Source organism: Kribbella sp. NPDC004536 (genome assembly GCF_042873835.1).
Classification (GTDB): Bacteria; Actinomycetota; Actinomycetes; order Propionibacteriales; family Kribbellaceae; genus Kribbella.
This window is the reverse complement of record NZ_JBIALY010000001.1, coordinates 2,999,509-3,011,364: the sequence shown is the minus strand read 5'-3', so window position 1 is coordinate 3,011,364 and position 11,856 is coordinate 2,999,509. Positions and strand designations below refer to the sequence as shown.

Annotated in this window: 10 protein-coding genes; 5 read left to right on the top strand and 5 right to left on the bottom strand. The window is 68.6% G+C overall.

The window, feature by feature from the left end:
- Positions 1-17 precede the first annotated feature (17 nt).
- From ACFYRU_RS14870 to eccCa, 5 genes are all read right to left on the bottom strand, one after another.
- The gene (locus tag ACFYRU_RS14870; RefSeq protein ID WP_387657924.1) at positions 18-311 is read right to left on the bottom strand and encodes a hypothetical protein; all 294 of its coding nucleotides are present in this window, start codon (positions 309-311) and stop codon (positions 18-20) included.
- Positions 312-320: 9 nt separating this feature from the next.
- Complete coding sequence (locus ACFYRU_RS14865; protein ID WP_387657922.1) at positions 321-644, bottom strand: hypothetical protein; 324 nt, start codon at positions 642-644, stop codon at positions 321-323.
- A 73-nt stretch (positions 645-717) separates the two neighbouring features.
- Entirely contained in the window at positions 718-2,151 is a 1,434-nt protein-coding gene (locus ACFYRU_RS14860) for a hypothetical protein (RefSeq protein WP_387657919.1), read from the bottom strand.
- A complete protein-coding gene (locus ACFYRU_RS14855; protein WP_387657916.1) occupies positions 2,148-2,555 on the bottom strand; it encodes a hypothetical protein in 408 nt (135 codons plus the stop codon). The genes ACFYRU_RS14860 and ACFYRU_RS14855 overlap by 4 nt, the downstream gene beginning before the upstream one ends.
- Positions 2,552-6,415, bottom strand: coding sequence for a type VII secretion protein EccCa (gene eccCa / locus ACFYRU_RS14850; protein WP_387657913.1), 3,864 nt, complete (start codon positions 6,413-6,415; stop codon positions 2,552-2,554). Before eccCa ends, ACFYRU_RS14855 begins: the two co-directional genes overlap by 4 nt.
- A gap of 113 nt (positions 6,416-6,528) precedes the next feature.
- On the opposite strand from eccCa, the gene eccD reads away from it, so the two are divergent.
- From eccD to ACFYRU_RS14825, 5 genes are all read left to right on the top strand, one after another.
- Entirely contained in the window at positions 6,529-7,800 is a 1,272-nt protein-coding gene (gene eccD, locus ACFYRU_RS14845; protein ID WP_387657910.1) for a type VII secretion integral membrane protein EccD, read from the top strand.
- A gap of 3 nt (positions 7,801-7,803) precedes the next feature.
- Positions 7,804-9,216 (top strand): type VII secretion protein EccB, encoded by a 1,413-nt coding sequence (gene eccB / locus ACFYRU_RS14840; RefSeq protein WP_387657907.1) that lies wholly within the window; start codon positions 7,804-7,806, stop codon positions 9,214-9,216.
- Positions 9,217-9,233: 17 nt separating this feature from the next.
- Positions 9,234-9,548: a hypothetical protein gene (locus ACFYRU_RS14835; protein ID WP_387657904.1), complete on the top strand. Its 315-nt coding sequence runs from the start codon at positions 9,234-9,236 to the stop codon at positions 9,546-9,548.
- 2 nt (positions 9,549-9,550) lie between these two features.
- On the top strand, positions 9,551-10,750 hold the full coding sequence (locus tag ACFYRU_RS14830; RefSeq protein ID WP_387657902.1) for a hypothetical protein: 1,200 nt from the start codon (positions 9,551-9,553) through the stop codon (positions 10,748-10,750).
- A 203-nt stretch (positions 10,751-10,953) separates the two neighbouring features.
- Positions 10,954-11,736, top strand: a complete 783-nt coding sequence (locus tag ACFYRU_RS14825; protein WP_387657899.1) for a type VII secretion protein EccE — start codon at positions 10,954-10,956, stop codon at positions 11,734-11,736.
- The last annotated feature ends 120 nt before the right edge of the window (positions 11,737-11,856 follow it).

Below are 11,856 nucleotides of genomic sequence, written 5' to 3'. Positions count from 1 at the left end.
CCGGGCTTTGTCGAGGATCAGCAGCGGGTGACGGCGTCGGCCGCGGTGGCGTCGGCGCGCTTCATGCCGATCCACGACTCGTCCATCGCGTCGCCCCGGCGCCGCAGCACCAGGTTGATCTCCTCGTTGGCCTGCGTCCAGAGCCGCTGCACTTCCTGCAGTTGCGGCGAGCCCTGCTGGCTGCTCCATGCCGCGAGCAACTGCTGCATCGCGGTCTGGAACTGCCCCTGCAGCTCGGTCACCTTCTGGTTCGCGCCCACCATGTCGAGCGCGCCCTGCGCCATCCGGTCGAACGGGTAGTTGAGCAACATTGTTCCTCCTCAGAGAACGGTGGTGTCGATCGCGCTGCCGGTGCCGAGATGGCTGAACACCTGCTGGCTGTTCGCGTCCTGGGACTCGTAGGCCACCTTCGAGGTGGTGATGCCGTCGGACATGCCGTGCAGCTTCCGGCACAGCCTGTCCACCGCTTCGAGGTGGTTGTGGTGGCCCTGCCAGAACGTGTTCTTGATCTCGCCGTCCATCGGCGTCAGGCTGCTCATCGCGCTGTCGAGCGACGTCATCACCGCCTTCAGGGCGTCGCCGATCCGGGCGGCTTCGGTGGCCGTCCGCACCATTCGATCGAGTTCGGTCTCCACACCGGCCATGGTGTTCCTCCTTGCTGGGTTGCCGGTACGTGATCACCGGTCGGTGCCACGCTGGTCTTGTTCCTGACTGCGGTCAGATCCGCCAGAGGTCCTCGTCGAGGACGTCGCGCTCGACGGGACGGGCCACCGACCGCTTGCGTTTGCGGAGCGGTGGCACGCCGGCGGCGGCCCGCGACTCGCCGTTCGTACGTCCCTGCAGCTCGGACTGCACGCCGTGCCGGCGGAGCCGCTCTCCCTCGCTCTGCTCGGTGGGAACGTTGAAGCCGGGCCGCCGCCCGTTGGCCGCACCGGGTCTGACATCTCGTGGTCCGTTGCCTCCGGCCCCCATACCGCCGTTCTGCGGCGGGTACATCGGCGGCGTGCTCTGCTGCGTGGTCGGCGAAGCGGTTGCCGACTTTCCGGAAAGCGTCGGCTCGGCGCCGGCCGAACCGGCGACGGTCGCGGACTTCTGCACGGGCGTCGTACTGCGTTCCGTCGCGCCGGACAGGTGGCCCAGCGAACCGCCGCCACCACCACCGATCGGTACATGGCCCGAGCCCGTGACCGGTGGCAGCGACGTCTCCGGGTGGAAGGTCGGCGCGGTCGTGGTGCCCGCACTCCCGGCCAGCGCGGGCTGGTCGGGCAGCAAGCCGTCGGTCAGGCTCGGTGTCGTCGGCACCGTCGTGGTGGCAGTGGTCGTACTACTCGGGTCGACCAGTTCCTTCGCGTGCTGCGCGAGCGTGATCCACTTGTCGAGGTTCTCCGGCACCTTCCCGATCAGGTCGATCCCCTTACCGACGACGTCGATGACCTTCCCGGCCTCCTCGACCGGATCCTTCGCCTCCGGCTGCTTGTCGTCCGGCTTCTTGTCGTCCGGCGCCTTCTCGTCAGGCGCCTTGCCGTCGGTGGTCTTCGCCGAGTCGCCGCCGTTGGCCTTGTTCTGGCCATTCCCGTCCCCGGTGTCCTGCGTACGGTCCTTCGCGACGACCGGCCCCATCCAGTCGTGCTGACCGAACACCTGCTGCACGCCGTCCAGCGCGCGGACCAGCCCGTCCGACAAGAGGTTCATCTCGATCGCCGCCATGAACCCTGCGTCGTTCATCTCCCGCATGCCCGCCTCGACCACCGGTCCGTCGCCGGAGTTGGCCTTGGCCTTCGCGTCGTTCCAGTACTGCAGCAGGTGGTCCATCGTGCCGGCCGCGCCGTCGAGCATGTCGGCGGCGCCGTTCAGGCGCTGCGCCACCCCGGACGCCAGTTGCTGCCAGGTACGCAGGAAGTTCACGCCCGCGGTGACCTCGCCGCTGAAGCTCTGCCAGCCTTCGGAGCCGGTGCTCTGCTGCCAGATGGTGACCTTCCGCAGCGCGCCGTCGAGATCGCCGGACGCCTGGGTGAGCGAGGTACCGAGATTCGTCCAGCGTTGCGCGTGGGCGCGCCAGGTTCCGGACGGCTGCGCCTTGTACTCGGCGTACATGTTGTCGACGTCCCGGCGGCCCGCGTACGGACCGGCGGCTTCGAGGAAGAAGTTCATCGGGTGTTCCCCAGCATCAGTTGCTCGAAGGTCGGAACGGAGTCACCGGACGCGGGCGGCGGAACCGCCGGGGCCGTCTCCGCGGTCCGGTTGCCACGCAGTTGCTGGTGTTCCGGGTCCCAGACCTTCTTGAACTCGTCCGCGTTGACGTGGTCCTGGCCGTCGAACCGCTGCGCGATGTCGCTGGACAGCCGCTGGAACGCCTGCAGGCCGCGGTGGGCGCGATCGAGGTAGTACTCCGCGGCCGTGACGACCTTGCCGTACGTGTCGGCCGCTTTCTCACTGCCGTGGATACCGCCCTGCAGGTCGCCGCCCGTGTCGCCGTCGAGCCCGGGGACCTTGATCGCGCCGGCGTCCTTGCTGAACTGGTACAGCTCGGGTGCGGAAAAGGAGAGGTCGCTCATTGTTCTCCGTCCGGGGGTTGCGGGCACTCGACCAACTGGACGAGTTGGGTGTCGCCGCGGCGGCCGACGAGGCGGCCACGGCCTGGTGGGAGGGTTTCGGGTTTGACGGCGCCGAGCAGCGGGCCCTCGGACTTGTCGCCGCTGAGCAGCAGGCCGGGGGTACCGAGGTCGCGCATCCGGGCGATCAGCGGTTCGTAGACCGCCCGCCCGGCGCCGCCGCTGCGTCGGGTGACGACCAGGTGCAGACCGATGTCGCGACCGTGCGCGAGGTAGTCGATCAGGCCTCCGAGCGGATTGGAGGTCTGACCAACGACCAGGTCGTAGTCGTCCACCAGGACGTGGATCTGTGGTCCGGTCCATTCGCCGGACTGGCGGCGTTCGAGCACCGGGATCAGGTCGGCGACCATCGCCTCGACGCCGCGCGGTTCGGAGAACGTCCCCATCACATGTGCGCCGGTGAGCCGCAGCGATCGGCGGTAGTCGACCAGGATGATCCGCGCCTCGGTCGGCTCGTACCGCTCGGTGATCGACCTGGCGAGTCTGCGGAGGAAGCCGGTCTTCCCGGACTCGGTGTCGCCGAACAGCAGGAAGTGCGGGTCGGCCTCGAAGTCGATCGACGCCGGCCCCAGGTCGCCTTCGGCCAGCCCGATCGGTAGGCCCTCGGCCGGCGTTCTCCGCAGTACGGCGGCCAGTTCGTCCTCCTGCAGTTGCAGCGGGAGGAGCCGTACGCGCGGTGCCCCCGACACCGGCCAGGCCGCGGCGACCTGGGCCGCGAGGCCGGGGTCCGGGGTGGCGACGACGAAGTGCTGCGCCTTGTCGGCCAGACCACGCCCGGGCTTGTCGGCCGGTACGCTCATCGCGGCGCGGCGGTCGATCACCGAGTCGGACGGGTCACCCAGCCGCAGTTCGATCCGGGTACCGAACAGGTCGCGGATCGTGCCGCGCAGGTCGAACCAGCGCGAACAGCTCGCGATCACGTGCACGCCGTACGCGAGTCCGCGGCCGGCGATCTCACCGAGGGTCGCCTCGAGGTCCTCGAAGTCGGAACGCAGTACGGGCCAGCCGTCGACGACCAGGAAGACGTCGCCCCACGGGTCGTCGGAGAACTCACCGGCCGTCCGTCGTTCCCGGTACGAGGCCATGCTCTCGATGCCGTGCTCGGCGAAGTACCGCTCCCGTACGGCAAGGACCTGCTGTACCTCGGCGATCGTCCGGCGGACGGCGCCTACGTCGAGGCGCGGCGCGACGCCGCCGACGTGGGGCAGTTCGCGGAGCGCGGCGAGCGACCCGCCACCGAAGTCGAGACAGTAGAACTGCACCTCGCGCGGCGTGTGGGTGAGCGCGAGGGCCGAGACCAACGCGCGGATCGCCGTGCTCTTGCCACTGCGCGGACCGCCGACCACTACCGCATGGCCTGCCGCGGCACTCAGGTCGACCACGAACGGGTCACGGCGTTGTTCGAGCGGCTTGTCCACGAGGCCGATCGACACGCGGAGCTGCCCGCCTGCACCGGCAACGGTGAGGCCTCGCTCCGGATCGACGGTCAACACCGGCAGCAGGCTGGTGAGCGCCGGCGGATCGTCCAGCGGTGGCAGCCAGATCTGATGAGCCGGTTTCCCCTTGTTTTCCAGGCGATCCACGAGGATGTCCAGCAGCTTCTCGCCAACACCGTCCTCTTCCGGCTGTTCCTCTACCTCGGCTGCCGGCATGGAGACGTAGGCACTGGTGTACTCCGCTACGTCGTCCGGGGTGTCGCTGGAAACCATGCGAGTTGCCGCCCGGTGTACACCGGACACATAGGCCGACCGGAAACGCACCAGCGTCTCAGTACCGATCTGCAGGAAGCCGTGTCCCGGTGCCCGCGGCAGCTCGTACGCATCCGGGATCCCCAGCACCACGCGACTGTCCATCGCGGAGAACGTCCGCAGACCGATCCGGTACGACAGATGCGCGTCCAGACCGCGTAGCCGGCCTTCTTCCAGCTTCTGACTGGCCAGCAGCAGGTGTACGCCGAGCGCGCGGCCCAGGCGGCCGATCTGGTTGAACATGTCGATGAAGTCGGGCTTCGCCGACAGCAGCTCGGAGAACTCGTCGCAGATCACGAGCAGCGTCGGTACTTCGGGGAGGTCGGCTCCGGCCGCTCTCGCCAGCTCGTACTCGCGGACGGACTCGTAGTTGCCTGCCCGCCGCAGGAGCTCCTGCCGACGGATCAGCTCGCCACCGATCGCGTCGGACATCCTGTCGACGAGTGCGAGCTCCTCGCTGAGGTTGGTGATCACCGCGCTGGTGTGCGGCAGCCTGTCCAGCTTGGTGAAGGTCGCACCGCCCTTGAAGTCGACCAGTGCGAAGTTCAGGCTGTCGGAGGAGTGCGTGGCGGCCAACGCCAGTACGAGGGTCCTCAGCAGCTCGCTCTTGCCGGATCCTGTCGCACCGATCAGCAGGCCGTGCGGCCCCATGCCGTCCTGGGCAGACTCCTTCAGGTCGAGCTCGACCGGCGTACCGTCCGCAGTAACGCCGAAGCGCACGCGTAGGCGGTCTCTGTTCGGCCTGGGACCCCAATGGCGGGCAGGGTCGAAGCTGTACGGGTCTCCGAGACCCAACAGGTCCGTCAGACCGAAGACCGACGCGAAGCTCTCTTCCTCGCTGCCCGCAGACAGCCTTAACGGTGCAAGGAGACGAGCCAGGGCATCCGCATCAGCAATGGTGAACGTGTCCGCCTTACCGACCTCAGACTCGCCGTCCATGGTGACGCTGGTAAGTGCCCCGTCTTCGGCTATGTCCAGCAACACAGAAGAGCGGTCAAGCAGCCGCGGTGGTTGCGTAGCGAGGTCTATGACGCTGACCCCTTCGACACCGTTGCCTGTCATCAGGTGGTCAGAGCCGGCCACGTCACCGTCATCGATCAGTACGACTATGTGCGGACCGTCCACGCGGCTCGTACCAGCCGGGTCGAACCGGGGCCGCTGCGCCAGCAGGTCTCCGAGTACCGACTCCAGGTCCGGGACGCTCTTGCTGATCAGCCGGATCGGACCGAGTGCGTCGGACTTGTCCGGGTGGTGTGCGTGCGGCAGCCACTTGAGCCACTCCCAGTCCGCTCGTGCCTCCGGACCGATGACAGCTGTGATCAACAGGTCGTCAGGCGAATGGAACGTCGCCAGCTGTGCTACCAGGGCACGGGCCAGGCTACGAGCGCGGTCCGGGTCGCCGTCGACGTACACACGGGCAAAGCCACGCAACGCCATGGCTACAGGCAGTCCGGGTACGGAGGAGTACGTCGTGATGAAGCGACGCAGTGCCCCCGCCGACAGTGGCTCCAGCTCCTCCAGCGGGACCGTGTCGGGTGGAGCGACCGGTGTGGCCAGCGGCTGCGCTCCCGTACCGACACGGACGATGGCGAAGTCGGTGTCGTTGCGGCGTCGCTCCCAGAGGCGGTAGCTCTCCACCAACGTCCACAGCTGCGTCGGATCCGGATGCAGGTACGACAACGCCTTCCGCTGCTGTCCGACGGCTCGTCTGGCGCGGATCCGCTGCTGTGCCAGGTGCCTGAGATATCCGCGCCGGGCGCGGGCCATCTCGCGGCGCGGTGCGCCCTGCCCGGCGAACGCGACCGCGGCCATGCCCAGCGCGGACAGGCCGAACAGTCCGCCGACGATGTAGCTCATCTTGCCGCCACCGCCGAGCGTCGAGTACATCAACGCCATCGCGCCGCCACCGGCGAGCATCGGCACCATCATCACGTACTGCGACAGCTGCTTGCTCGCCGGCTGCGGCAACGCCGGCGGCGGATCCAGCGTGACGTCGCCGCTCGGCAACGCGGGACCCTCGCGCCGCGGCGGCCTGCTGACGATGACTGTCGACATGACTTGGACGCTAAGCGGCACGGCGGGCGTACAGGAGGCTGCGGCCACTTGCTGACTGTCCACAAGCTGCAAGCACCGGGCCGTGCGATGCCGTGCGTGCCACGGTTGCCGACGTGAGCATTCGTGGACTGGTCAAGGTCACCATCGACGCGCCCGAACGCCGCATCGACCTGGCACTGCCGGAGCGGTCGACGGTGGCCGAGGTGCTGCCCGGCATCCTCCGGCACGCCGGCGACGACCTCGCCGATCTCGGCGCACTCCAAGGCGGTTGGGTACTGCGCCGCCCCGACGGCGAGGCCCTCGAAACCCATCTCGACCTGGCCGGACAGGACGTCCGGGACGGCGAGATCCTGCACCTCGCACCGGCACACCAGCACTGGCCGGAGCTGGAGTACGACGACCTGGTGGACGCGATCGCGACCGACGCCCGGTCCAGCGGGCGCGCGTGGACGCCAGGTGTTTCCCGATGGTGTGGACTGATCGTCGGCGCGGTCGCGCTGCTGCTCGCCCTGTATCTCCAGCACGACGCACTGTTCGCGCTTGCCGGCGCGGGTGTGCTGATGGCCGTCGGTGTCGTCCTGTCGCGTGCGGTTGGCGAGCCTCTTGCCGCAGCGACGGCCGGCGCGTTGTCGCTGGTGTTCGCAGTAGTTGGCGGCGCAGCCCTGGTTCCAGGGTTTGGAACACCTCAGCTGACGGCGGGTGGTGCCGCACTGTTGCTCTTCGGCCTGCTCGGGTATGTCGGGATCGCTCGCCATACCGCAGTGTTTGTCGCAGCAGTCACCGCGGGCGTGTTGGCGGTCGTTGCTGGATGGCTCGCGTCTGCTGCTGTTGTAGCTGCCATTGCGGTCGCCTTGATTCCAGTGGCGGCACCACTGGCCATGCGGATCGGACGGCTACCTAAACCCGTTCTTCCGACCAGCACCGCGGACTTGTTGGCTGACGCGCCGCAACCACCACGTCGACTCGTACATGCTGCCGTACTGCGGTCTGCTGCTCTTTACACAGGGATCCTCGCCGGGCTCGCTCTTGCCCTCGCCTGCTGTCTCTACGTGCTGTCTTCTTCGACACCGGGACGAGTACTAGTAGTGCTGATTGTCGGCATCTGCTTGCTGCGGGCGCGGCTGCTACCCGTTGTGATGCATCGGCTCAGTCTGACCGGTACTGGTCTCGTAGGACTCGGCTGCTTGCTCGTGCAGTCGCCGTACAGCCTGTTGCTGTTCGCTGCGGTCGCGGCGTTCCTTGGGCTCTGGTACGCGCGCCACAAACCAGGGGCGTACTTGGCCCGGTACGCGGAGCTCGCCGAGATGGTGCTGGTGCTGCTGGTCGTACCGATCGTGCTGTGGGTCCTCGGGCTGTACGCGTACGTACGCGGGCTGGGTGGGTGACCGATGGCGTCCAAACGGGATCAGCTGCAGTCGCACCAGTTCGTCAAGCAGCGGATGACCCATGCGTTGTTGTTGCGCGAGACGGACCCGGAGTACCCGCCGTTCCGCCGCGGCATCGTGGCGATGATGGTCGGCATCGGGCTCGCCGTACTCGTACTGGTGGGCTGCGGCGTGTACGGGCAGCTGTCACCGGGCGGGAAGACGACGTGGAAGTCCGGCGACCGCGTCATTGTGGAGAAGGAGACCGGCACGCGGTACGTGTATCGCGACGGGGTGCTGTACCCGGCCGCGAACTACGTGTCGGCGTTGCTGCTGCTGAACAAGTACAGCGCTCCCTTGACGGTGTCGGCCAAGTCGCTGCTCGGTGTACCGCGTGGTCAGCGCGTGGGGATCCCGGACGCACCGGACTCGTTGCCGGCGAAGGGACGGCTGCTGTCGAGCGGCTGGTCGATGTGCGCCAAACCGACCGTGGATTCTTCGGGCAGTCCGTCCGTGCAGTCGGTCCTCCTGGTCGGCACTGAGCAGTCCGGTGTCGCCGCGGACTCCTTGCTGGCTGTCGGGCCGGGCGGCCATTACCTGATCTGGCACGGCTACAAGCACCTGATCCAGCAGCAGGCGACCGTGGCCGCAGCGCTCGCCTTGAACGACGAGGCATGGCTGCGGGTTCCGTCCGTGTGGCTGGACCTCGTCCCGTCCGGTCCCCCGCTCGGCCCGATCTCCGTGCCCGGTGCTGGGACCCCGTCCGCGCTGCTACGACCAGGGCGAGTCGGCACGCTGTACGTCGTACAAACCTCGACCGGTCAGGGACAGTACTACCTGCTGCAACGGGACAAGCTGGTAGCGATCACCTCTCTGCAGTACGACGTACAGCGGACCGCGCCCGCTACGCGTAAGGCGTACCCGGGTGCTGTGCCGCAGGCTGTTGCACTGGACCCGGCCGTGGTGGCACAGGTCTCGGGTGGTGTTGGTACGGCTCCCTCTGACTCTGCTTTGCCTCCCACCAGGCCGACGTTTGCGCGGCCGGACTCGTCTGACGTGTCTGCGTGCGCCGTGTTCTCCGGTGGTGAGTTCGTACCTCGGTTCACCCTCGCTGGTGATCTGCCGGCGACAGGTGACGCCGGGGTGACCGCAGGACGCGGACCAAGTGGTCTGCCGCTCGCTGATGTGGTCGTCGTACCGCCAGGGCACGGGGCCGTCGTCGAGTCGATGGCATCGCCTGCACAGCCCGCTGGGTCAGGAGCGCTGTCGTTCGTGAGTGATCTCGGGCGGCGATACCAGCTGGCCAGTCACGACGTACTCGGTGTTCTCGGCTACGACCAGGCGCCTGTGGTGCGGCTGCCCGCGGAACTGATCAGCCGGCTCCCTGCGGGTCATGCACTCGACCCGTCCGCTGCGACGTATCCGATCGGCCCCTGACAGATCTAGGAGGAACTATGGATATCGGAACACTGACCGTGGTGCCCGACGAGCTGCGGCAGTTCGCGGCCCTCGCGCCGCTCGCTACCGTCACGCCCGTTTCCGGCACGGTCCAGGCGACGCCGCCACTGGCCGGTCCGATGCCGGAGAGCGCGACCGTCGAGGCCCACGTCCGGTTCTGCGTCGAGCACACCGGCACGGTGACGCTGCAGGCCACCGACGGGATCGCCTCGCTGATCGAGTCGGCACTGTCGATCGCCGGCCGCTTCGAGTCCACCGACCAGGCGAACGCGACAGTGCACCGTGCACTCGCCGACGAGCTGCGGAGCTGACCATGGGCGCGTACTTCGGAATGGAACTCAACGCGATGGCCGCGATGCTCTACGGGCAGCGCGCGGAACCCTGGCACGCGGGCGCGGACATGTGGGGCTCGGCCTGCCAGCAGCTGCTCGCGACCCACGGCGACCTCGGCGCGGCCAACGCTGCCATCGCCACCTGGCCGCTCAGCATCGGCTCGATGTCGCAGCTGGCCTTCAACGGCCAGGTCGTCGGCAGCCTCGCGTCCCTCGGCGAGTGGGCCGCGTACACCGGCGCGATGTCCGCGGCGCTACGGCTCGGCGGTACGGCACTGAACGCGGCGCAGGCGGTGATGCCCGCACTGCAGAGCGGGTACGACACGGCCGTGTCGCTGAGCGCCGTGCCGATCATCGGGCCGTTCGCGGCGCAGGTCGCCGTCGGGCTGCAGCAGGTCGGCGCGGGGATGATGGAAGCGGTCGGGGTGGTCATGCAGGCACCGACCGCGGTGCCGACGCCGACGCAGGGATGGCAGGGGCCTGGCGGTAACGGTGCACCGGTGCCGGCCTCGCCTGCGCCGTCGGTGCCGGTGACGGACGTGCTGGATGCGGCAGGCAAGCTGTTCGACACGATGAACAAGGGCGCGACGCTGCTGACGACGGTCAGCGGACTCGCGTCCAGCGGTCTTGGTACGAGCGGTCTCGGCAGTAACACCAAGCTGCCGCAGCTGCCGGGGACGCTGATCCACCCGGACCTGCCGACACTGGCCGGTGCAACCACGACGATGCCGACCACGCTTCCCGCGACGGTCGGGGTATCCGCGGCGACGTCGGCCGCGGTGCCGGGCGGCGGTATCCCCGCCGCGGTGCTGGCCGGCTCGCTCGGCACCCTGACCAACTCGGTCCGGCCGGTCACGGGTGGGCTGGGATCAGCGGCAGGTGCACGAATCGCAGCCGGTACCGAGCCCGCGCTGGCAGGCAGTACGGCCCGCGCCACCGCGTCGGCCGCCGCCGCACGGGCCATGCCGGCGATCGCCCCACCTCCGGGCGGCGGCGGTGGCGGCGGATCGAACGAGCCCCGGTCCGGCAACAAGAAGAAGCGCGACGCTCTGCGCGACACCGGTGTCCAGCCCGAGCTGCAAGGCCGTACCGCGCAGGAAGCACCTGAGCAGTTCACCCTGCCGCCTGTGCGTCGCCGTATGGCCGCAGGTCCTGTCCTGGACGACGAGCTCTTCACATGACCACCGCGTCCACCTCAGTCCCACAGGTTCCGACCGCAGCCACACCGGTCGCAACGACGACTGTCACGAGTACGGTCGCTCCACCTCGTACTGTCCCGCCACGGCCACAGCCCCGCCCGCTCGCACGACCGCAGGTGCCAGTAGCTCCCGCACCTGCACCACCTGTCCCAGTCGTAGTGCCTTCGCCCGTCGAGGTTCGGCGGGTGCTTCGCGTACGGCCGGGGCAGATCGTGTGCTGGCAACTGGTGGCCGGTCTTGTCGCGGCCTCCATCGGTCGCGGCTGGCTGACCACTGCGCTCGCCGGACTGCTCGGAGTGGTCACCGTTGGCTTGACGGCGACCTGTCGGCGGGGCCTGTGGTCGTACCAGTGGCTCTCGTTGGCACTGGCGTACCTGGTCCGCGGTACGCGCTTCGTTGCACTGGAGGGCGCGCGCGGTGAGCTCGAGGACGGAGCAGGAACCATCGTCCGGTCCGAGGGCATCACCGTGCTGCTCGAGACCGACGTACCTCCCGAACTGACGCTGACCGAACTGCTGGACGAGCACACCGGTCTGCGGCTGAAGCTGCTGCGCCGCCCCGGTCGTGCCTGGATCGCCCTGACCGCGCTCCGGTCCACAGACCGTCCACAGGACACCGAGCTGGAACTGCTGCTCGCCAACACGGTCCGGCGGTTGACCAGGCGGCTCCGTCGCCGCAGCTTCCGGGCCGTACCACTCGGACCGGACGAGCTGACCGAGGTACTCGCCGGCCTGACCCCGGATCAGCTCACCGAGGAGTGGGATGCGCTCGCCGTCGGTCCACGCCGTTTCCGGATGTACGCCGTACCCGCGCACCTCGCTCTGGAACAGGCCGGTGCGGTGGCTGTGAGCACGTCCAGCGACCTGGAGCACGCCCTGGTACTGGCTCCCGCAGACGCTCCGCTGACGGCGGAGGCCGTACCGCAGACCGGTCGGCACCGGACGGCGTTCATCGCTGCCCTGCCCTGATACATCGGCTGTATCAGGGCCGCTGGACAGCCGCTGTATCGCCGCGACCGGCGCTGTATCGAGCGTGGACAGCGGCGAGATCCGCGCTGGACGGCGGGTCGGGATGGTTCTGGTGTTCAC

Coding starts and splice junctions, on each gene's coding strand:
- ACFYRU_RS14865 (WP_387657922.1), bottom strand. CDS start 644: ATGGCCGGTGTGGAGACCGAACTCGATCGAATGGTGCGGACGGCCACC.
- ACFYRU_RS14830 (WP_387657902.1), top strand. CDS start 9,551: ATGGGCGCGTACTTCGGAATGGAACTCAACGCGATGGCCGCGATGCTC.
- ACFYRU_RS14860 (WP_387657919.1), bottom strand. CDS start 2,151: ATGAACTTCTTCCTCGAAGCCGCCGGTCCGTACGCGGGCCGCCGGGAC.
- ACFYRU_RS14835 (WP_387657904.1), top strand. CDS start 9,234: ATGGATATCGGAACACTGACCGTGGTGCCCGACGAGCTGCGGCAGTTC.
- ACFYRU_RS14855 (WP_387657916.1), bottom strand. CDS start 2,555: ATGAGCGACCTCTCCTTTTCCGCACCCGAGCTGTACCAGTTCAGCAAG.
- eccB (WP_387657907.1), top strand. CDS start 7,804: ATGGCGTCCAAACGGGATCAGCTGCAGTCGCACCAGTTCGTCAAGCAG.
- ACFYRU_RS14870 (WP_387657924.1), bottom strand. CDS start 311: ATGTTGCTCAACTACCCGTTCGACCGGATGGCGCAGGGCGCGCTCGAC.
- eccCa (WP_387657913.1), bottom strand. CDS start 6,415: ATGTCGACAGTCATCGTCAGCAGGCCGCCGCGGCGCGAGGGTCCCGCG.